Consider the following 21,064-nt stretch of genomic DNA (forward strand, 5'->3'; position numbering starts at 1 on the left):
AGTAGGTAAGGTCACAAGTAGAACACTTGTTAATAGGCGGTAGGTGGAAGTGCAGTAATGTATGCAGCCGAGCCGTGCTAATAGACCGAGGGCTTGACCTCTACACAATTGGTTAATTCGCTTCATACAGCAGTCTTCAGCGATTCATTTCAAGGGTAAAGGTTAAAGGGAAAAGGGTAAAGGAAATAAATATTTCCCCTTTCCCCTTTCCCCCTCCCAAAAGGTTTTCCTGGTGTTAATTGCGCGGTGGAACCACACTGACCCCATCCCGAACTCAGAGGTGAAACGCCGCAGCGGCGACGATAGTTTAGGGGTAGCCCTACGCCAAAATAGCTCGATGCCAGGTTTATTCATAACACAACGAAAACTCCCTTTCTCTGATCAGAGCAAGGGAGTTTTCGTTTATGCTGAATTTAGTATTTGGAATAAGCTGAATTTAGTATTTGGAATAAATCGCTATGACTCAAGAAATTTGGGATTTAAGGAAGTCTATTCTTGAGGGACGTTATGATGATGCTTTGGTAATTGTTGATGAGTTAGAGTTGATGAGTCGAAAGAGTTATATCCGAAATATTAGAAGTTTTCTCATCAGACTCATTATTCATTTGATTAAAAATCAGGTTGAACAAAGATTAACTAATTCCTGGGCAGCTTCGATTGAAGGTTCAATTTTAGAAATTCAAGATTTAAATTTACAGGATAATAAGACTTATCATTATGTGAAGCAAACTGAATGGGAGGAGTTGCTGGATGCTGCTTTTGATGCCGCAATCAAGCCTGCATCTGCTGAAGTTTTAAATGGTTTGTATACACCTAAGCGACTGGAAGCAATTGTAGATAAATCTCAGATTATAAAAGTAGTACAGGCTTTTTTAGATTTGACTTATACAAATTCTCAAAAATGTTTGCCTGGTGCTATTGATGAGATGTTGAGTGAGTTACCTGGTGGCAAAGAGTGGGAAGAAGGTTAGTGAAAATAATTATATTAAGTATTTGCAGGTAAGATAATAAATTCAGATTTACCTAACTAGCAGTCAACCCATCCAGCGCTTTATTCTCAGTTTTGCCTACAGATTGCTTATTTCCGGCGATCGCTCCATATGAGCGATCGCGCTGCCCTTTGAAGATGAAATATCATTACTAACTCAGCTTGTGTGATGCTGTGGAACTGTTGCAGTATGTGAGAGTAGCCATCTTGTTACCAACCTTCTAAATTAACTTCGTCACCTTTGTAACCAATTGATTTAAGAGCTTGATTAAATCGCTCTAAACCAACTTTTTTAATGTCATCTACCATTTCAGAAAGCATCATGTAACCGAGTTTAGAACCTTCGTCATCTAGCTTTTGGGCTTCCATGTAAGAACGTGCCAGTTTTCGAGCTGAAGTCATTTTTTCAGCATCTTCAGCTGATACGCTATTTTTGGCTACACCTTGAGAAATAAGGTATTCAGATGTTTTTTGACTATGCCATAAATAATAAGGTTTACCTTCCTTTGGTGTAATTTTCTCAAATATTGCACCATCCTTTGCTAATTGACTAGGTTCACCATCTTTCTCACGCAATCCATGCTGTTTAAGCAAATTACCAAATTTAACGGCTGATACTCCAAATTCCTGACCTAGCTCAGTTAATGTTTTCCAAGTTTTACGGAAGTTGTTTTTCTTTCCCACGGTATAATCCTTTTGGTAATAGTGTTGACCTCGATACTCATCATTATCTATCCATATCTCCATCATCTCCTCGCCACATGGTAAACTGCCACGAGCGTGCTTAACGCCGGTTTGAGGATAGGACGACTGGGCAATTGTAATGTTAGATGGCGATCGCACCTCACCCCATCAAATGCGATCGCCTTAAAATTGAATCGCACCTCACCCCATCAAATGCGATCGCCTTAAAATTGAACGGTGCGAAATATACATCTGCTTGAGCTTATTCTTCCAGCACTTCAATCAATTCTTCAATTGATACACCAAAGACACGCGCTAACTTCAAAACAGAAATTAGGTTAACCATTGCCATTCCAGGAGAGTTTGCATAAGTTGCAACAGTGCTGTAAGCAAGTCCGGAACGCTCAGATATCTCTTTCAATGTCCAACCCCGCTCTGCTGCAAGTTCTTTAATTCGCAATCTAAACACGCCTCATCCTGAGCTTGACAATATCGAGATTTCGATTTTTAATAGTTATAACCTCAAAAATCGAAATCTCGATTTTTGGAGATGACAACATCAAAAGCGATCGCTCGTCTCGCCTGGAAAACTTGAGAGCGATCGCTATTCCTAACACATCCTATAATCATAGGAAGGATTGCTCTATGATATCAACATCAAAGCCAAAATCAAATACTCATCCTTGGTGTATTATTCGGCAGCTACCCAATATCCAGCGATTGGTAGTTGCTCGGTTTTGGGGTAGAAATGACGCAGACGCCTATTTACAGATTCTGCGGCAATTGCTACCGCAGGTAGATCGTGTAATTATATTTGATTAGATACCAGAGACGTATGCTTGAGGCTCAGTTGTCTCAATTGAGTTAACAAGTGTAAGTAATGGGCGATCGCTTTTCTCACTTTCTGTAAACTAAAAAACTGCCGCTGTTGTTGAAAGATAGATTTGCAAAGTGGGCTAATGAGCGATCGCTCACTTCAAAACAATCATGCGATCGGATGTGTCTTGCACATCATTTAAATTATCTATAACCAAATTAATCACTTACGTGGGATGCTTATTGATGATTGCAAAGTATTTTATAAATGTCTATTGTTTCTTGTGTAACTGTTACAGTCCCCGCCACAACCGCCAATCTAGGACCGGGTTTTGATTGTATTGGCGCAGCTTTGACGCTTTACAACGAGTTTAAGTTCACTCGTCTTGAAGAAGCTGGGGTAATTATCTCTGTCACTGGTACGGGGGCTGAAACCGTTAAAACTGATGAGAGTAATCTAGTTTATCAGGCGTTTGTCACTTTCTACCAACACTTGCAGCAGACACCGCCACCTGTAAAAATCGAGATTAAAATGGGTGTACCGTTGGCACGGGGTTTAGGTAGTTCGGCAACAGCGATTGTTGGTGGATTAATTGGTGCTAATTTGTTGGCAGGTGAACCTTTAAGTCAGTCGCAGGTGATGGAGTTAGCGATCGCTATCGAAGGACATCCCGATAATGTCGTTCCCGCTTTGTTGGGTGGATGTCGTCTTGCTGCGACTGCTGACAACGCTTGGGAAATTTGTGAAATTCCCTGGCATAATAATGTTGTGCCAGTGGTAGCGATTCCTGATTTTGAGCTTTCAACTAAACAAGCGCGGCAAGTTCTCCCAACTCAAGTAAGTCGTGCAGATGCAATTTTCAATACTGCACACTTGGGCTTATTGTTGCGCGGTTTGGAAACTGCCAACAATAATTGGTTAAAAACCGCTTTACAAGATAAGTTACATCAACCTTATCGAAAAGCGCTAATTCCGGGGTACGATGCTGTAAATTCAGCTGCGCTTGCTACTGGCGCTTATGGCATGGTAATTAGTGGTGCAGGACCGACGCTTTTAGCCTTGACGGATGAGTTGCATTCACAAGCTGTTGCGACAGCGATGACTGCTGCTTGGAAGCAACAAGGAATAAGTGCGATTGTGCGATCGCTTTCTCTTGATACTCAAGGTGCAAGCAGCACTACTCAACCATAAAATTCCCCAGATATCTTACACTCACTTAAAACTCAGGACTTTATTATGGAGCAAATACAAGCAGAAATTGCAGCGATTCGCTCTCAAATTGATGCTCTTCAGCAGGAACGCGCTACTCTGACTATTAATGATGTGGTGATAAGTAACGAAAATTCTTCACCCCAGGCAATAGCTGAAGCTTATCGCCATCATGCCAGGGAAACAGCCCAAATCTCAACGGAGATTAAAGGAATAGATGATGCGATCGCTGCTTTGAAAGCTGAATTACAAAATAAACAAGCTCAGTTAAACTCTTTTTCTAACCTACAACAATCGCCCCAAGAACAGTTAGAGTCTGCTAGAAGTCTCGCTAAAATTCATGCTGAACGCATTAATCAACTAGCTGGGGAACTTGCAGCGGAAATACGAATCCTCAAAGATTGTGCCGATCGCATTAGTCCAATGTATTGGCAAGTTTATTACAAACCGTTTATTACTGGCTTCAAAACTATATCCGTTCCTCATGTCCGCTCCGATTCTGATGTTTGGACAATTGTCAACCGTATAGTTTAAAGCTTAATTAGTCATTTTTGCTGAACTATACACCTCAGCCAGCCTATACATCCTCCTGAAGACAGAACTTATATTACAAATTTTAACGGTAGCGATAGCTGCCACTTTTTATTGACTTAACAAAACTTCACTCTTAGAATAAATTCATCCGCATAAATAAGTATTTATTCTAATTTATGCCAAAGATTCGATTGTTTCGGGAGAAATAACATTTACAAAACTATAAATTCCTTAATATAATGTAATCAAAAGAGAAAAAACAAATTGATTGTCAGTGATGAATGCCGTTGAATTTCCTTGGTTAACAACCATAGTTCTCTTGCCTTTAGTGGCTACCCTAGCCATTCCGCTTATCCCAGATAAAGAGGGCAAAACCGTCCGGTGGTATGGTTTGGGGATAGCGATCGCCGACTTTGCCTTAATGATTTATGCCTTGTGGCAAAGCTACGATTTTCAAAGTTCAACATTCCAGCTTGTAGAAAGCTATCCTTGGGTACCGCAGTTGAATTTGAATTGGTCACTAGCACTAGATGGTCTGTCGATGCCTTTGATACTGCTGACAGGCTTAATTAATACCCTCGCAATATTCGCGGCTTGGAAAGTAACAAACAAGCCGCGTTTGTTTTATGGGCTAATGTTGGCAATGTACAGTGCCCAGCTTGGCGTGTTTCTCGCTCAGGATTTGCTGTTATTCTTTTTGATGTGGGAAATCGAATTAGTGCCGGTGTACCTGCTAATTTCCATCTGGGGAGGACAAAACCGCCAGTATGCAGCTACTAAATTCATTCTCTACACTGCTGCCGCATCAATATTTATTTTAATTGCGGGTTTTGCGATCGCATTCTCTGGAGATACCGTCACCTTTGACATGGCAACTCTGGGAATGAAGCAATATCCCAAAGCTATAGAAATGTTGGCTTACGCAGGTTTCTTAATTGCCTTCGGGGTAAAGCTGCCGATTTTCCCTTTACACACTTGGCTACCTGATGCCCACGGTGAAGCATCAGCACCGGGTTCGATGATTTTAGCAGGCGTATTGTTGAAGATGGGAGGATATGCCCTCATCCGCATCAATATGGAAATGCTGCCTAATGCCCATGCTTATTTTGCTCCAGTGCTGGCGATTTTGGGTGTAGTCAACATTGTTTACGGTGCTTGTTGCGCTTTTGCCCAAACTAATCTTAAGCGTCGTTTAGCTTACTCTTCGATTGCTCACATGGGGTTTGTGCTGATTGGCATCGCTTCCTACACTGAAATTGGTATGAGTGGTGCAGTATTACAAATGCTGTCTCACGGTTTGATTGCCGCTAGCTTATTCTTCCTCTCAGGGGTAACTTACGAACGCACCCACACTTTGATGATGGAAAAAATGGGTGGTATGGCAAAAGTAATGCCCAGAACCTTTGCAGTATTTACCGCTGGTGCAATGGCTTCTCTGGCTTTACCAGGAATGAGTGGCTTCGTTGGTGAGTTAATGGTATTTCTCGGTATCGCTTCGAGTGACGTTTACAGTTCTAGCTTCAAAGTTGTAGTCGTTTTGCTATCAGCCGTGGGCGTGATTTTGACTCCGATTTACTTGCTGTCGATGCTGCGTCAAGTCTTCTACGGTAAGCAAAATCAAGAATTACATTTAGATGCTACACTACCTGATATCAAGCCCCGCGAGTTATTTATCACTGCTTGTCTGCTGCTTCCCATCATCGGTATCGGCTTTTATCCTAAGTTAGCAACCCAGACTTATGAGGTTAAGGCAGTGGAAGTTGCAACTCATGCGCGTCAGGTTTTACCAGTATTCGCCGAACAACAGCCATCAAGTCTCTACTCTCGTATTTTTACTTCTCCAACATTGGCTGATTCTCAAATTGAAGGTTTTGTTGATATTGCTGAATAGATATAAGTTTCAATAAGGGTACTGCAAGTAAATTCTATAACAGAAGAATGTGGGGGTGATTTCGCAATCATCCCCACAGCTTTTTGGGATGATTATTTCACGCACTCGTCAAGGCAGCGCGTTGCGTATTTTCCACTCGTCACGTTTTCGCTCTTAAGCTTCCCCCGAAAAGCTGCCGAGAAAGTTGTAGCGACTGCCGCACACTCGTAGCAAAGGAATAAGAATTTAAGAGACTTTTTATGTAAGTGCTGATAAATTCCCAAAATATTGTGTAATATAAAATTCATTTGTATCGGGATTATTTCTTTTTCCTCTTTCTCTGCGTCCTCAGCGTCTCTGCGGTTTTTTAATTATTTAGATGCTGATGCTACCGGATTTGATATAATATCACGTCATTCAATAGAGACGTTCCAGACCGAACGTCTCTACAATATGTGTGATTTGCCAGACATGCTACTGCTTCGGTGTGCGTTTTTGGGAAAAATAGCGATCGCCTCATCTACAGCCAAATCCCAGAATGCACAAAAATGCTTTATCGCTGCAATGCAAAATATGTAGTTTTTCTACAATTATTCTCTAAATGTAAAAAATCGTATATTTTGTCGCATTTCTCATTATTAACTTGAGCTATTCATTAAACCTATCTATAGGGGGATGAAAAGGGGAACGTTTTTCTTCAAGCCAACGTCACTTGTGGCTGTTTGGGCTATAATCACAGCCGAAACAGTCGCGCACAAGAAAGGCAAACAGTAAATTACTGACGTTGCCCTTAAAAATTCTATTTCATTTTGCCCACACCTAGCCCCAAATATAGGTCTTCTTACGCCATGCTTAATGTATCTGCTGATAATTCTCAACAAAAACAACTAATTGATGCCTCTTTTTGGCACATTATTGAAACAAAGTTCGAGCCGAAAGCGTTACACCACAAAGAAACTGTCTTCACCCTTGGTAACGGTTACTTGGGCACGCGGGGAAGTTTCGAGGAAGGTTATCCGGAAGATTGCCCAGCCACACTAATTCATGGTGTGTATGATGATACAAGCATTGCCCACACGGAACTTGTCAACTGTCCAAGCTGGTTGCCTTTAGTGGTGAAAGTGGCAGGCGATCGCTTTAGTATGGATAGTGGTGAAATCCTCAAATACGAACGTCGGCTGGATATGCGTTTGGGTATAGTTAGCCGTGATGTGAGATGGCGATCGCCTAACGGTCATACTTTAGATTTTCACTTTGAGCGTTTTGCTTCTTTAGCAGATCAACATGTTTTGGCAATCCGTTGTCAAATCACATCAATAGATTTTGCAGGTGATATCGAAGTTGAATTTCAGTTTAACGCAGAACAAGATACCCAAGGTGTAAAACACTGGCAAACTCTCAACCAAGGTAGCATCGATAATACTATCTGGCTACACAGCCAAACTCTTCACTCAGAAATTCAACTGGGAATGGCTGCTAAGTTGGTGGTAGAGAAAGACAAGGGGACAGGGGGACAAGCAGGACAAGCAGGAATTTCTCCCTCATCTCCCTTGTCTCCCTCATCCCCCACTCCCCCCCTCCCCCCCTCTTCGACTGCCTGTTTGCAACTACAGCCAAAGCAAACGGTGACTGTAGAAAAGATTGTCACGGTGTTTACTTCCAGGGAGACTGAAAAGCCGATGGAAGCTGCGCTGCAACGGTTAGCTGATGAACCTTGTTACAGCACTTTGTTAGCGGCTCATATTACCGCTTGGGATCAAGTTTGGCAAGATAATGATATAATTATTGAAGGCGACAGCGAGGCTCAACTCAGCATTCGTTACAATCTCTTTCAATTGCTGGCAGTTGCACCGCGTCACGACGATAGAGTAAGTATTCCTCCCAAAACCCTTTCCGGTTTCGCCTATCGCGGACATATTTTTTGGGATACAGAAATTTTTGTCTTGCCCTTGTTGACTTTAACTCAACCCGCCTTAGCGCGTAACTTGCTTACCTACCGCTACCACAGTTTACCAGGAGCGCGACGCAAAGCTCAAGAAGCTGGATACAAAGGGGCAATGTATGCCTGGGAAAGTGCCACAACTGGGGATGAAGTTACTCCGCGCTGGGTTCCCGATCCCAATGGCAATTTAGTTCGCATTTGGTGCGGTGACATTGAAGTGCATATCACCGCTGATGTAGCTTATGCAGTTTGGCAATACTGGCAGATTACCGGCGATGATGAGTGGATGCGCGATTATGGTGCGGAAATTATCTTAGATACGGCTGTTTTCTGGGAAAGTCGGGTTGAATGGAATCAACAGCGCCAATGTTACGATATTCGTGATGTGATTGGACCGGATGAAAATCACGATCGCGTCGATAATAATGCTTTCACCAATTTGATGGTGCAATGGCACTTACAATCAGCTTTGGAGATGTGGAACTGGCTAAAACGAGCTTATCCCGATACCTGGGCACATCTGGCGCAACAACTCGATTTAGTTAGCGAAAGGTTGCAACGCTGGGCTGATATCCGAGAGCATATATTTGTGAATCAAGATGCCCAAACTGGCTTAATTGAACAATTTGAAGGCTTTTTCGGGCTAGAACATGTCAATTTAGAAGATTACGAACCTCGCACCAAATCTATGCAAGGTTTGCTGGGAATTGAAGCCACCAGCGAAAAGCAAATTCTCAAACAGCCTGATGTGTTGATGTTACTGTATTTGCTACGCGATCGCTATGACTGCAAAACCCTCGCTAGCAATTGGGATTATTATAACCCCCGCACCGACCACACATATGGTTCTTCTCTCGGTCCTGCAATTAACGCCATCTTAGCTTGCGATTTGAATCAACCAACCGAAGCTTACACCCACTTTCAGCGGGCAGCATTGGTAGACTTGGAAGATGTCCGCCGTAATGCAGGTGAAGGAATTCACGCAGCCAGTGCAGGTGGAGTTTGGCAAGCTGTGATTTTCGGGTTTGGCGGTATCCGCATGACTCAATTTGGTCCTGTAGCTTGTCCTAATTTACCACCTAATTGGACACGCCTCAAGTTTCGCTTGCAATGGCGCAATGAGTGGTATGACTTTGATTTGACTGCCAGTAAAGAGGACAAGGAGATACGGGGACAAGGAGACAAGGAGACAAGGGGACAAGGAGGACAAGGGGGACAAGGAGGACTCGTTGGAAAAATTTCTCCCTTGTCTCCCCCCTCCTCCCCCTCCTCCACTCCCCACTCCCCACTCCCCACTCCCCACTTTCCCTCCCAAATCCAAGGTGTCATCTTTGACTTAGATGGCGTTTTAACTGATACTTCGGAGTTTCACTATCTGGGTTGGAAGCGACTGGCAGATGAAGAAGGTATTCCTTTTGACCGCGAGGCAAATGAAGCGATGCGAGGATTGCCGCGTCGAGAATCGCTATTGCATATATTAGGCGACAGCGAGGCAACCGAAGAGCAAATTCAGGAGATGATGGAACGTAAAAACCGTTACTATCTCGAATTCATGCACAGTATCAAGCCAGATAACTTGCTGCCTGGAGTATCTAATTTATTACAGGAATTGCGAGATGCTGGGGTTAAAGTCGCTTTAGGTTCATCTAGCAAAAATGCCCAAACTGTCATCGATCGCTTGGGTATTGCTGATAAATTAGATGCTGTAGCTGATGGTTACAGCGTCTCCCAACCGAAACCAGCACCAGACGTATTTCTATTTGCAGCCGAAAAATTAGGGCTTTCACCCTCCGAGTGTGTGGTGGTGGAAGACGCAAGCGCAGGTGTAGAAGGTGCGCTGGTTGCGGGAATGCGAACTGTTGGGCTAGGTCCAGTGGAAAGAGTGGGTAAAGCACATGTTGTTTTACCCAGTTTGGAAAACGTTTGCTGGCAAGATTTACAGCAGCAAATAGTTACAAGCGATAACCAAGCTGCACTTGTAGGTGGAATGGCAAGATAAGGAAGTAGGGGAGACAAGGGAGACAAGGGAGACAAGGGAGATGAGGGAGATGAGGGAGATGAGGAAGAAGAAAATTTATCTTGTCCTCCTTGTCCTCCTTGTCCCCTTGTCCCCCTTGTCCCCTTGTCTCTTTGTCCCCTTGTCTCCCTTGTCCCCCTCATCCCCCTCATCCCCTACCGCGATCCAATGGTAAATCCTAAGTAATTTCCGAGCTTATGCCTCTTGACTATTAGGACATCTCAGTATATTTTATTAATAAAGTAAGTGGGTAAAATCGCCTAATTCAATCTAGCCAAGTTAGATTAGAAGCGGAGGAACCAGTAATTGGGGCGAATCTCTTTTTAGAGAAAGACACCTTCCAGTCTTAGCCCGTCAGCTAACTCCGTCGGCATTGGGAGGAGTACCTTTGACATAAGCTTGCTCTAAGCATTTGTCTTTTTGCTCTTCTAAGTGGCATCACTGTTATTATTGGCAGTGATGTATTCTGTTTTTTCACCCACCTCGCCAACCGCCACAAATACACGGAGGCTAGGATGATTAATTACAAGCAGTCGATTGTAAAATCGAAGAAAGAGTTGAACGGCGTTAGTGTTGATTATACTGAGTTGGAAGAAAATCAGTATCAGGAGTCATTCTCTTTTCTCACAGAAGCTGAAGCACTAAATTTCGGTAGAGTTTGCATTGAACGATTAATCAAATTAAAGTCTAAATCCATCAATAAAGCGTATTTGTAGCTGGTAAAACACGGATAATGTTTTGCAGCGCTATGGTTAGAGAATAAGGCGATCGCCATTTTGCAAGCGTGTTTCACAAAGGAGATATAAATGCCCATTAAAAATCGTACTTTCTTTACAGATGTAGAATTTTTCCCTGATTACAATTTTCAACTAATTGGCGAATGTGCTGGCAAAAAACTTTTACTAATTGGCAGAACCAAAGCTTACGGCGATCCAATTGTAGCAACAAGTCAAACAGACAAGCCAAGTCACGAAGATTTATATGCCTCTGACCTCTACGAATTGATGAAGATTAGCCAAGAACAAATCAAGGTTACAGGGCTTTCTTGATCATGATGGCATTAATAAAAATTTAACGGGAGCGCTTATTGTGGGTACTGTCAACTTAACAAACACTTGTGCTAGATGATTGAGAACAAATTTAAATCACGGTACGTGTCAAGCTGGTATTTTTCAGGTATATCAGCTTTCGGTTAAGTTGACAATACTTTTTTTTGGTTCTTTTCCCTGGCAACGTTAATAAAATTAAGAACTATTAGTAGTCTCTAAAAATTGAAGTCAAGCGTTTATGATGTGTTAACCACTCTTGACAAACTTCTTTAGTAAGTTCTATCTCTTTTTCAGTCAAAAGCTCATCTGGTTTTTCCAGAGCTAAAATATGAGCAACTTGTGCAGCTTTTTGGTAGTCTACGCCACATTTGATTAGCTCTGTGTGAAATAATTCCTCTTTTTTTTCAACTGATATAAAAAATTTTCGTTGCATGGATGGAAAAAAAGTATCTTATATAAATTTGGCAATTTCTATAAGATTTGTCACCTGTCGTAAGAAAGATAAGCATTTTATGCATTGAGTAAAGGTTTGTCTTATTTAGTCTGATACAAACCTTGATTTTTCTTGGCAATAAAAAACCTCGGTGCGATGAACCGAGGTTTGTAGGAGAAGTTCAAATCTCAATAAGAGATATTGATTTCTGAGATTATGTTAATAAATATAACAATTAGGTTAAAATCGAGCTACGATGATTCATACAGAATATTCTATACAAATCATAAGAAATACTTATAATGAGAGATGATGTTTTCACTTAGATTTAGTAGCAGCGATCGCTCTAGAAATGTAAAGTGCGCTCTTCTTTACGGTGCGTTATTGTTCGTAACGCACCCGAAAAATGTTCACTGATTAGGGCAGGTAACGGGAGCAGATACCAAATTAGTAGCATTAGACACAGAGTAAATCAGCGTTACTTCGCCCTTATCGTTGATTACCCAGCCAGTTGCAGGTACGATTGCGATCGCATGATTGTCTTGACGATAATTTCGCGGCAGGTGTCTTGGGTTTATGCTGCTGCGCTAGTGAGGGTTAAATTTCCCCCCTTGCCCGCACCAAATGTGATAGCACTGACTTGTGCTTTATCTGGCACTAGCAACTGTTGAGTGTTAATCGTTAAATTCCCTCCACTGCCCAATGCTTGCGATCGCACAACATTAAAGATATTGCTGTTTTCCCCAACAACTTTTATTTCTCCTGTGGCATTAAGCGCAATATCTCCCGCAACAGAGTCAGCTGTTGCCAAACCTTGACCTATGCCTGCTAAAAGGGTACTGTCTCCCAAAATATCTGGCGTTGCGGGCGTTGACTGCAATACTACCGCCACCTCCAGCTAGAACATTGTTGTGACGCGAGAATTATTCGGTAGGCTGCTATCTGGGGTAATTTGGGCTATGGCACAATTGGCAGAACTGATACTAGTTATTGCAATTCCTAAGAACCAGCCCCAATGAGTACTTCTCAAATTTGACATTGTGCTACCCCCAGTTTTTTACACAGCCACTATTACTGAGTGAAGCATAATTGGGGTGGTAAGTTTGATAACTTTTTCATCATTCTCCTGGATTTTGAGGAAGAATTTCACGCAGAGGCGCACCAGGCGCAAAGAAGAGAAATATTCGTCTTACTTAAAGTTATGACAAGTGTCTTTACTTAATCTTTAATGATTTAAGTATTTCTTAGATGTAATATGTATTTATTAAATATAATTTAATATTATTTAATAACAAAATTGTATAGTTATCTGGAAAAAAAATATAAAATCCAGTATCGCAAAGTCTTACTCTTTGCGCCTCTGCGCCTTTGCGTGATACTAATCCATAATAAATGCAAACTGCTGGATACTTTTAGATTTTTCGGCTCAATTTGGGCAATCTAATAATATACAGATTTAAACAGGTACAAGAGCGATATTATATGAAAAATGCTTGGAGTCGGCTAGGTTTGATGGCGGTTATTCCTGGGCTGATGTTTTTGGTGTTTCCGCGTCGGACAATGGCTGACGATCCAGGAGGCTGTTTTATGGTGACTTCTTCGGGTAAAACGGTTAGTTTGGGTAGTCTCTGCGGTGTCACAGCATCTGATAATGGAATTTTTCGGATTCCGATTAAACGCCGTTTGGGGAAAACTCCGGTGATTGAGGTAATGTTTAATGGTAACAAAACCTTTGAGATGATTTTAGATACAGGTGCTAGCGGTACCGTCATCACTCAGGGAATGGCAAGTGACCTCAAACTTCAAGCTACAGGTACGATGAGCGCGGAAATTGCTGATGGTAGCAGGGTACAATTCGTTACAAGTCAGGTTAAGTCTATTGCAGTTGGTGGAGCTATCGTTAATAATGTTGAGGTAGCGATCGCTCCAAAAGCCGGCATCGGATTATTAGGTCACGATTTTTTTGACAGCTACGATGTGAGAATTCTCGAAAAAGTAGTTGAATTTCACCGTCGATGAGTGAAAATTCAGATTTTCATTTCTTATTACCGATGAGTTAGCTTTTCGACAACTTTGGCATTGTCTCCAATCGCTTGCTCTAAAGTGAAGGGTTTGTTACTAGAATTTTCTTTGGAGAATTTCCCGTTAATTTGCACATTTAGTCCTGGCACTACATTCATTTTAACTTCTTTAGTATCGTCTGATTTAGAGACTAAAGTTACTTTAAGCTCATTGATAATTTGCTGTTGCTGTTTAACAATTTGAGTCAGTTCTTTTAGCTGTTGAGAATGCAAGTTATCCAACTTTTCATGAAGCAGTTCAATATTTTGTCCAGCTCTTAAATTCACTTGATGGTCAAGTTTGTCATTTTTGCGATCGATATCAGACTGCCGATTTTGACTCATCAAAACGATTGGCGCTGTATAAGCTGAGGCAAATGAAAATACTAAGTTAAGCATCATGAAAGGTGACTGATCCCAATGGGGAACTCCGGGCATCATATTCAAGCCAACCCACCCCGCCAAAACCGCACTTTGGCTGATAATAAATCTCCAAGAACCCACTTCCGCTGCCATTGAATCGGCAAGCCGATGTCCAAGAGTTGATTTTTCAGTGGAGGTTTTTTCTAGCGATCGCTTTTGATTTACTTCTGCATCAACACTGTTTGATAAGACTTTTTTTGTAGGATTCATGTTACACCTATTATGTTTATTTGGATTTGTGTTTAATCTCTATAATTTCAATGTACGCGGCTTGAAAATTTCAAGCAAATATTATTATTATTGAAAACGATAGAAAAAAGTAATGCATAGGCGTAAACCTATCCTTAGTAGGATTCCCCAAGCGCTACCGAAAGTGAGAAATTTTCTAAAGCACGCATACATGAAGTAAGTTTAAGGTAATGAGGAGGAAATTCATGCGATCGCTACTCACTGGAGTTATCATCAGTTTGGGACTGTTATCATTGCCAGCACAAGCACAACAGGCAGTATCTGATGCCCAAATAACAGCGATGGTAGAAGCATTGCGACAAGCTGCACCAAAAACCGGTTCTGCCAATGATGGACTTTATAGCGAATGGCAAGTCAAACCAGAAACCCTCAAAGGTTGGTCAAGAACATGTCTAAAAAAGGAACTCACACCAGCGGAGTTTGAAAATAGCCCTGCAACTGCACGTCAAATTGTAAGTTGCATCACCCGTCGGGAGTTAAACAAGCAGTTTGCCGCGACTAAGAACAACGAAACCGCAGCTGTGCGTGGTGTTGCCTGTTGGTGGATGACTGGCAACTATACAGGCTGCAACAGTGGTTTTACGGCTGCTTATGTGCAAAAAGTTGTTGGCTTTTACCAACAACAGCGTTCAAAACCCGCAGCTAGTACACAAAGATAACTTTGAGGGATGAAATTAGGGTATTAGGTAGCGAGGAAAAATGGAAATTGATTTTATAACCACTTTGGGTCTAATAGCTGGATTGCTGACTACAATTGCCTATCTGCCTCAACTGATTAAAACTTGGAAGTCGAAATCAGCTTCAGACCTTTCTTGGAGTATGCTGATTACCCTTTGTACAGGTATTATTTTATGGTTGGTTTATGGCGTTTATGTTCAGGATATTCCTCTGATTGCCGCTAACATCGTTACCTTACTTTTAGCCTCTGTAATTTTGGTACTGAAGATCAGGTACAATTAATCGCTAAAACTTGATAAAGTACTAAGCTGCTAGGCTTGCAAATTAAACTTTTGGGCTGATGGTTTAATTCTTTTGCCCAAAAATAAAAAAGTGCGTTCTTATAGGCGCGACAGCTTACAGCAATTTTCAGTTAACTCAACGTATTGCCCTTAACTCCGCTTGAAAATGAGGTTAAGGGCATCCAAGTTTTATACAAACTCTTTGCTTTGAGAACTTTAATTCTTTTTACCACGTCTAATATCTTAAATCACTATTTAGAAGTTTTGACTTTAATAATTCTCATGCTTAGGAGGTTTGCTAATGAAACCGTTAAAAAACTGCCAAAAATCTCTAGCCGCAGCTGCTATGTTTTCACTGATAACAGCTTTTCCTGCTGCCTCAACTACTGTTAATACACTTACAAGTCAAGACATCCAATTATCTATTATCAAACAAGCATCATCGCCGGCATCCGATGAATATCAATTGGCGCAGACTCCAGATAATTGCCGCCGAGTTGCCACTCAACAGGGCGACAATCTCAATGTCCGCTATAGTCCAGATGGCGCAATTATTGGCACATTACGCAATCAAACCCTTGTAATCATTGAAAACTACGCAGGTGACTGGGTGAAGATTTCATCACCTCAGTCAGGTTATGTATCTGCTAAACATCTCGAGTCATGCGAACAGCCAGTACCCCCCTTTGAAACAGCAACTTCTTCAGATAACTGTCGCAAAATTTTTGTTGGAGGTGTTCTGCGTGTTCGGCAACAACCCTCAATTAACAGTCCGATTTTAGGAGTTCTAGAAAGTGGTCAGCGTGTCATAATCAAAAATCGTGGCAAAGATGGTTGGGTACCAATTTCATCTCCGGTAAACGGTTATATTCCTTCAATCGTCCTTAGAGATTGTTCTGGAAATTAAATAAAACATTAAAAAGAGTTGATATTATGACTTAAAAATGCTTCTAAATCAGGTACATCTACCCAGCTTTTTCTCACATTTGATTGATGAGATAAATCCATCAACAACTGAGAATAAACTCCCTCTCGCAACGATGGTACAATCGCCTCACCGAGATCAATTCCTTGCACCCATTGCTCAATTACGCGAATAAACGCAGAGATTCGCCCATCCGCATAGTTTTTGTTAAAAGTCAAGCGATTGGGAATTTCTATTTCCGTCAGCGGTAAACCAAGTCGCGAACCTTTAACTCGAAATCCGTGTACGTAATCTTTTTGATTTTCGCTTCCCAAAACTAATGTACCCTTATCGCCATACACCTCCACCCAATGCGGACGCGGTGCATAAACTACTGAACTGATACAAAGTTGACAAGGTGTTCCATCTGCTAATTCCAGCATTAACATACAGGTGTCATCGCTGTCTACTAACTTTGATTCTCCGGTAGCGGGGTCAACTCGTGTGGGAATGGCAGTACTTAAATGAGCGTTTAATCTACGTATCGGTCCAAATAGCCAGTAAATGTAATCGAAAGCATGGGAACCTAAAGACCCTAAAACGCCACCTCCTTGGTCTTGGCGAGAATACCAATTCCAAGGACGCGAAGCATCAGCCCTGGAAGCGCCTAACCAATCAATTCTAATTAAACGTTTGACACCGACGTAATTTTGTGATAATAATTCAGATAATAATTGCCACCCAGGTACAAAGGGAAATTCAAAATCTACTGTTGCAATTACGCCTTTTTGGTTGGCTAACTGATAAAGTTCTTTTGCTTCGGCTGCATTTAAGGTAACGGGTTTTTCTAATAATAAATGTTTCCCGGCTTGGAGTACTGTTTTTGCCATTTCATAATGCATAAATGGCGGTGTGGAAATGCTGACGGCTTGCACTTCGTTTAAGGCAACAATGTCTGCAATTTTGTTGCAGGCGTGGGGGATATTATGGGTTTGGGCGATCGCTTTAGCTTTTTCTAAGTCTTGGTTATATACTGCAACTACTTGGGTACGAGGATGTGCTTGAAATCCGGGAATGTGGACTTTTTGCCCAAATCCTGTACCCACAACTGCAACGCCGATCGCACCCTGATTCATTTGCCATCCTAAAGCCATAGATTTACCTAAAATTAGATGGGTAATGGGTAATAGGTAATTGCTTTGGGCATTGGGGAGGCAGTGCCGTGCGGAGGTTCCCTCCGTTGAGGCATCTGCCGTCATTGGTAATAATTCTTTTTCTTTTCCCTTTTACCCTTTACCCTTTCCCCCTTTTCCCATTCCCCCTTCGGGTTCGCCAGTCGCCTCAACGCGGGGAACCCGCGCGGGGCGCTGGACTCACCATTAGCCATTACCGATTACCTATTACCCAATATAATGATATTATTTGTCAGTCTTAAATTGTAGGGTGCGTTATGCTTTTAGCTAACGCACCAACGACTGTGCAAGGTGCGTTGTCGCGTAGCGCAACGCACCCTACAGTCTGGACTCACCATTACCCATTACCGATTACCTATTACCCAATTTTGAAAAACCGAGTTTCTTTGCTATATCAAAAATCTAATTGTGAACGGATAACGATAATACTCACCTCTATAAGCTTTCATAGCAGCACAAGTGACTACAAATGATTGTAATAAAAGCATGAATAGAACGATCGCACTACACCCAATTAGTAATGTGCGGAAAATTATCTCTATATAATTGGCTGTGCCATTGCTGGTCATCGCAATGCCAAATCCTGTAAACACTAGCAGCAAGGATATAATTACGAGGATTAAAACATAAAATGTCAGTGAAAGTTGAAAATTTAAAGATTCTTTGCCTTGAAAGTCAACCCACGTATATTGTGTTTTTTTTACTCGCCAAATAATCAATGGTGCTAAAACATTCAATGGTAGATACAAAGGAATACCGATAATTATTACTAAAATTAATAGTATCCACGCTAATAAAGCTGAGAGATGACACAACATCGCCCATACACGGATTTGTTGCTTGGTTTTTCCTCTCATGGCTTTTTTCTTTTGGTGGATTTACGGAATAATTCTCCACCGTATCATATTTTAAAAAGCCAAATAAAGGTTTAGAATCTGGATTATTTCACGCAGAAACGCTTTAGGCACACCAGAGTATTCGCGCTTTAGCAATGCCTAAAATCTTAATATTTCTCGGTCGTAGTTTTCGCTTTTGGGTTCTATTTCCCATACTATACCTTCACCTGGTTCTAGCGCTACTTCTACAAAGAGTTGCTCTACGGCTGTTATGGCTATATCTTCGTTGTTGGGGAAGCTTTGTAAATCTTCGGTGAGTAGTCTCAGTTTAAATCCACCGGGAATGGCTGCACCTACGGCGGCGTTACGCAATTCAAAGCGCCAAATAATTGATTCTCCTTCGTTTTGTGGTATAATACGCAGTTCGTAGGTTTGACCGGCGATCGCTAACTGCCGAGAAAGAATTGTCTGTGGTTGTGTTTCTTCGACACTCCGCGCACCAGCGACGCTTACTTGCATCAAGCTTCCCCAACCAACGTTTTCTGCAAGTTGAGAAACACCGTTTTGCAACCATTGGATAACTGACCACTGTTCTGGTAGTCCCAAGCGGCGTTGATATAAGCTTTGCCGCCAACCGCCATGTTCAATTAGCGCACCCCAAAGTTGAAAAGGGATAGCTAGTCTCGGTGTGATTATTTCTTTGTTTGCTAAACGAGCAATTAAATTTTGTGCTTGTTCTTGTGGTAAAGTTGCTAATTGCGGGATAAGCTTAGGCGTACTTGATTGCGGGCAAAGTTGTAACGCTACAGTTAAAACGTTGATGTCGCTAATGATATCACTACCATCAAGGGAATAAGTGCGATCGCTTGCATCATAACTTCCTTGATTTTTCAGTTGTTCATAACTACAATAGCCCCAAATTCGCACATAAGCTTCATCCGGTTCTACTTGCACTGCTAAATAATAATCACCAGCTAAACTAGATATATCTACCCATTCTTGCGGTACTCGCAATTCACTTAAATCCATTGCCTCGCTGGGAACCAAAATAAATCGAATGCCGTCTGATACAATTGCAGTCCCATTCACCAGTTCCCAAAAACTTGCTAAAGCATTGATATTCGGCGATACTTTTGCCTGGGGTGCAAAATCTGCTTGCAGCCACGCCAAAACAACATTCAAGCAAAGTTCATTTAAATAAGCTTGATAACCAGAACTAGGATGAGAAAAAGATTGACTGTGAAGATACGCCTGATTTTGAACGTTGGCGGGTATTTCTAAAATCAAATCTGTTGGGGATGCAAAAGTAAACAAGGCGGCGTTGGCAGTCATGAAAATTACTCCGGAAATTTTGGCTAAACTTGGGGGTTAATAGGGACTAGGGATTAGGGACTAGGGATTAGGGAAGAGAAATTTTGATACTTCCTTGTCAACCCTTACCCCTTTCATTATTCCCAAATAAGTCCAAGAGGTTTAATAAGGAGATTCGCTGTAGTAAGCTTGCAGCCATTCCTCCATTACGGTACTCATATTTTTGAGTAGGTCTGGGGTGACAGAAATATGCAGCTTCTCACTACTCCATTTAGCCAAATTTCGCAGTAAAATTTCCCTAGCTTTTGTGAGTCGCCGCGAGACAGTATATTGCTGCAAAACTAGTTCTTTGGCAATTTGCTGCTGAGTCAGCCCCTGACTATAATATAGTTGCAAAATTTGTTGTGCTTCTGGTTCTAGTTGGGCAACTGCGGCGGCTAAAACATTGTTAATCTCAGATTGCTGAGAAATTCTGGTTTGTTCTTCTTGTTGAGTAATAATTTGGGTAAGTACTGAATCTACCTCTCCAGCGAGATTATCTATCCATTCGCTTGTATCTTGACCGGCGGGGGAAACATTAATTGATGCCGAAGGTGGATAAAGATAGTTTCGCGCATGTTTGGCACAACTGAGCAGCCAAGTTTCCAAAATTTGCGAAGTTACTTTTTGACTACTTTGGGAATTATAAGCTTGAGCGATCGCACTCCATGTATCATTGTCTGGTCGAGGAAGTTGGCGTGTTGCCTGAGGCTGCTTTGGGATATAAAGCGTTTTAAAACAATTCCAAGCCAGGACGTAAGCCGTAACAGTCTCTGGAGATAAGCCAGCATTTTCCAAAGCCTCTACCAAACGCTTTTGACTAATTTTCCGCAACATTCCCCATTCAGTACAGATATCAATTTCGCCGCGTTGACGCAAAGTTTCACGGATGACGCTACCAAAGATGACGCTGGCGTAGTTTTTTAAGATAAAGCCTTGGTTGGGATTGAAACCTTTGAGGACTTTATCGACAGAAGCGATCGCCATTTGAAAACAATCTGGTAACTTATATTGAGTACTGCTAAAACTAGCAGATGTTTTTTGCGATGTCCAATAGCAGACTTCTTGTAAATAAGCAATCAGATGTTCTTTGGCAAGTTTCTCTACCCGAGGAAGGGAGATATAATTGTACCAATAAAGTACCCAAAAATTCTCTTGCCGTTCTTGTGGCGTTTTGTTTACACAACTTTGCATACTGCGACGCAGTTTACTATCCGTTGCCCAACCGTGAAAGCGATCGCCATTAAATTGCACAAAAGTTGAAAATATGGAAATAATACTTTGTCTTGGATGCATAAAACACAATATCTCGACCTATGCAAGGAATGCAAGCGTTAAAACACGCCTGCACAAACTTTACTACAACTAACGAGAATCATGTTTCGGCTTAAAGTTAAATATTTAGAAATTTTGAAAATTGGGTAATGGGCATGGGGCAATGGGCATTGGTAATTAGGAATTAGGCATGAGTAAAAGGTTATTTCTATCCCGTGAGATTTGCCATGATTGTATAAGAGATTCTTTCCATGCCCGATGCCCAATGCCCA

24 protein-coding genes, 2 rRNA genes and 1 riboswitch are annotated in these 21,064 nt (G+C 41.7%); of the genes, 15 read left to right on the top strand and 11 right to left on the bottom strand.

The annotated features are described in order from the left end of the window. From AABK37_RS22355 to AABK37_RS22365, 3 genes are all read left to right on the top strand, one after another. A 23S ribosomal RNA gene (locus AABK37_RS22355) occupies window positions 1-101 on the top strand; the annotation flags it as partial. 127 nt (window positions 102-228) lie between these two features. After that, a 5S ribosomal RNA gene (gene rrf / locus AABK37_RS22360) occupies window positions 229-346 on the top strand. A 112-nt stretch (window positions 347-458) separates the two neighbouring features. Beyond that, window positions 459-971, top strand: coding sequence for a DUF29 family protein (locus tag AABK37_RS22365; RefSeq protein ID WP_432553728.1), 513 nt, complete (start codon window positions 459-461; stop codon window positions 969-971). 227 nt (window positions 972-1,198) lie between these two features. On the opposite strand, the gene AABK37_RS22370 is transcribed toward AABK37_RS22365, so the two are convergent. Further along, complete coding sequence (locus AABK37_RS22370; protein WP_432553729.1) at window positions 1,199-1,738, bottom strand: hypothetical protein; 540 nt, start codon at window positions 1,736-1,738, stop codon at window positions 1,199-1,201. Window positions 1,739-1,768: 30 nt separating this feature from the next. On the opposite strand from AABK37_RS22370, the gene AABK37_RS22375 reads away from it, so the two are divergent. Continuing rightward, on the top strand, window positions 1,769-1,900 hold the full coding sequence (locus tag AABK37_RS22375) for a hypothetical protein (RefSeq protein WP_432553730.1): 132 nt from the start codon (window positions 1,769-1,771) through the stop codon (window positions 1,898-1,900). 34 nt (window positions 1,901-1,934) lie between these two features. On the opposite strand, the gene AABK37_RS22380 is transcribed toward AABK37_RS22375, so the two are convergent. Further along, window positions 1,935-2,141, bottom strand: a complete 207-nt coding sequence (locus tag AABK37_RS22380) for a helix-turn-helix domain-containing protein (protein WP_432553731.1) — start codon at window positions 2,139-2,141, stop codon at window positions 1,935-1,937. A gap of 176 nt (window positions 2,142-2,317) precedes the next feature. Here AABK37_RS22380 and AABK37_RS22385 point away from each other — a divergent pair, with 176 nt between their 5' ends. The 6 genes from AABK37_RS22385 to AABK37_RS22410 all read left to right on the top strand — a co-directional run bounded on the left by AABK37_RS22385 (window position 2,318) and on the right by AABK37_RS22410 (window position 10,236). After that, on the top strand, window positions 2,318-2,494 hold the full coding sequence (locus AABK37_RS22385; protein WP_432553732.1) for a hypothetical protein: 177 nt from the start codon (window positions 2,318-2,320) through the stop codon (window positions 2,492-2,494). Between the two features lie 262 nt (window positions 2,495-2,756). Then, on the top strand, window positions 2,757-3,680 hold the full coding sequence (gene thrB, locus AABK37_RS22390) for a homoserine kinase (RefSeq protein ID WP_432553733.1): 924 nt from the start codon (window positions 2,757-2,759) through the stop codon (window positions 3,678-3,680). A 45-nt stretch (window positions 3,681-3,725) separates the two neighbouring features. After that, complete coding sequence (locus AABK37_RS22395) at window positions 3,726-4,232, top strand: hypothetical protein (RefSeq protein WP_432553734.1); 507 nt, start codon at window positions 3,726-3,728, stop codon at window positions 4,230-4,232. Window positions 4,233-4,509: 277 nt separating this feature from the next. After that, window positions 4,510-6,123 (top strand): NAD(P)H-quinone oxidoreductase subunit 4, encoded by a 1,614-nt coding sequence (locus AABK37_RS22400; RefSeq protein WP_432553756.1) that lies wholly within the window; start codon window positions 4,510-4,512, stop codon window positions 6,121-6,123. Between the two features lie 827 nt (window positions 6,124-6,950). Then, entirely contained in the window at window positions 6,951-10,043 is a 3,093-nt protein-coding gene (gene pgmB / locus AABK37_RS22405; protein ID WP_432553735.1) for a beta-phosphoglucomutase, read from the top strand. Then, on the top strand, window positions 10,027-10,236 hold the full coding sequence (locus tag AABK37_RS22410) for a hypothetical protein (RefSeq protein ID WP_432553736.1): 210 nt from the start codon (window positions 10,027-10,029) through the stop codon (window positions 10,234-10,236). Before pgmB ends, AABK37_RS22410 begins: the two co-directional genes overlap by 17 nt. An 87-nt stretch (window positions 10,237-10,323) precedes the next feature. Beyond that, window positions 10,324-10,449: riboswitch (cyclic di-AMP (ydaO/yuaA leader) on the top strand. A gap of 216 nt (window positions 10,450-10,665) precedes the next feature. Here AABK37_RS22410 and AABK37_RS22415 read toward each other — a convergent pair. Further along, on the bottom strand, window positions 10,666-10,875 hold the full coding sequence (locus AABK37_RS22415) for a hypothetical protein (RefSeq protein ID WP_432553737.1): 210 nt from the start codon (window positions 10,873-10,875) through the stop codon (window positions 10,666-10,668). Between AABK37_RS22415 and AABK37_RS22420 the strand changes: the two genes are divergently transcribed. Next, complete coding sequence (locus AABK37_RS22420; RefSeq protein ID WP_089131412.1) at window positions 10,868-11,110, top strand: hypothetical protein; 243 nt, start codon at window positions 10,868-10,870, stop codon at window positions 11,108-11,110. The genes AABK37_RS22415 and AABK37_RS22420 overlap by 8 nt on opposite strands. A 205-nt stretch (window positions 11,111-11,315) precedes the next feature. Here the strand turns inward: AABK37_RS22420 and AABK37_RS22425 are convergent, their stop codons facing one another. Then, on the bottom strand, window positions 11,316-11,543 hold the full coding sequence (locus AABK37_RS22425) for a hypothetical protein (RefSeq protein WP_432553738.1): 228 nt from the start codon (window positions 11,541-11,543) through the stop codon (window positions 11,316-11,318). A 574-nt stretch (window positions 11,544-12,117) separates the two neighbouring features. Continuing rightward, the gene (locus AABK37_RS22430) at window positions 12,118-12,423 is read right to left on the bottom strand and encodes a hypothetical protein (RefSeq protein WP_432553739.1); all 306 of its coding nucleotides are present in this window, start codon (window positions 12,421-12,423) and stop codon (window positions 12,118-12,120) included. 602 nt (window positions 12,424-13,025) lie between these two features. Between AABK37_RS22430 and AABK37_RS22435 the strand changes: the two genes are divergently transcribed. Then, window positions 13,026-13,562 carry a retropepsin-like aspartic protease family protein gene (locus AABK37_RS22435; protein WP_432553740.1) on the top strand — a complete coding sequence of 179 codons (537 nt, stop codon included), beginning with the start codon at window positions 13,026-13,028 and terminating at the stop codon, window positions 13,560-13,562. Between the two features lie 26 nt (window positions 13,563-13,588). On the opposite strand, the gene AABK37_RS22440 is transcribed toward AABK37_RS22435, so the two are convergent. Further along, entirely contained in the window at window positions 13,589-14,236 is a 648-nt protein-coding gene (locus AABK37_RS22440; RefSeq protein ID WP_432553741.1) for a DUF1003 domain-containing protein, read from the bottom strand. Window positions 14,237-14,460: 224 nt separating this feature from the next. On the opposite strand from AABK37_RS22440, the gene AABK37_RS22445 reads away from it, so the two are divergent. From AABK37_RS22445 to AABK37_RS22455, 3 genes are all read left to right on the top strand, one after another. Then, window positions 14,461-14,934: a hypothetical protein gene (locus AABK37_RS22445; protein WP_432553757.1), complete on the top strand. Its 474-nt coding sequence runs from the start codon at window positions 14,461-14,463 to the stop codon at window positions 14,932-14,934. A 46-nt stretch (window positions 14,935-14,980) separates the two neighbouring features. Further along, a complete protein-coding gene (locus tag AABK37_RS22450; protein ID WP_432553758.1) occupies window positions 14,981-15,235 on the top strand; it encodes a SemiSWEET transporter in 255 nt (84 codons plus the stop codon). 300 nt (window positions 15,236-15,535) lie between these two features. After that, on the top strand, window positions 15,536-16,141 hold the full coding sequence (locus tag AABK37_RS22455) for an SH3 domain-containing protein (RefSeq protein WP_432553742.1): 606 nt from the start codon (window positions 15,536-15,538) through the stop codon (window positions 16,139-16,141). An 8-nt stretch (window positions 16,142-16,149) separates the two neighbouring features. On the opposite strand, the gene AABK37_RS22460 is transcribed toward AABK37_RS22455, so the two are convergent. The 5 genes from AABK37_RS22460 to AABK37_RS22480 all read right to left on the bottom strand — a co-directional run bounded on the left by AABK37_RS22460 (window position 16,150) and on the right by AABK37_RS22480 (window position 21,058). Beyond that, the gene (locus AABK37_RS22460) at window positions 16,150-17,274 is read right to left on the bottom strand and encodes a Gfo/Idh/MocA family protein (protein ID WP_432553759.1); all 1,125 of its coding nucleotides are present in this window, start codon (window positions 17,272-17,274) and stop codon (window positions 16,150-16,152) included. A 446-nt stretch (window positions 17,275-17,720) separates the two neighbouring features. After that, window positions 17,721-18,188 carry a DUF4870 domain-containing protein gene (locus AABK37_RS22465; protein WP_432553743.1) on the bottom strand — a complete coding sequence of 156 codons (468 nt, stop codon included), beginning with the start codon at window positions 18,186-18,188 and terminating at the stop codon, window positions 17,721-17,723. A 138-nt stretch (window positions 18,189-18,326) separates the two neighbouring features. Further along, window positions 18,327-19,499 (bottom strand): DUF1822 family protein, encoded by a 1,173-nt coding sequence (locus tag AABK37_RS22470; RefSeq protein WP_432553744.1) that lies wholly within the window; start codon window positions 19,497-19,499, stop codon window positions 18,327-18,329. A 141-nt stretch (window positions 19,500-19,640) separates the two neighbouring features. Continuing rightward, complete coding sequence (locus AABK37_RS22475) at window positions 19,641-20,813, bottom strand: sigma-70 family RNA polymerase sigma factor (protein WP_432553745.1); 1,173 nt, start codon at window positions 20,811-20,813, stop codon at window positions 19,641-19,643. Window positions 20,814-20,851: 38 nt separating this feature from the next. Next, window positions 20,852-21,058: a hypothetical protein gene (locus tag AABK37_RS22480; RefSeq protein ID WP_432553746.1), complete on the bottom strand. Its 207-nt coding sequence runs from the start codon at window positions 21,056-21,058 to the stop codon at window positions 20,852-20,854. Between the last annotated feature and the right edge of the window lie 6 nt (window positions 21,059-21,064).

The organism is Tolypothrix sp. VBCCA 56010 (assembly GCF_050875635.1).
Classification (GTDB): domain Bacteria; phylum Cyanobacteriota; class Cyanobacteriia; order Cyanobacteriales; family Nostocaceae; genus Hassallia.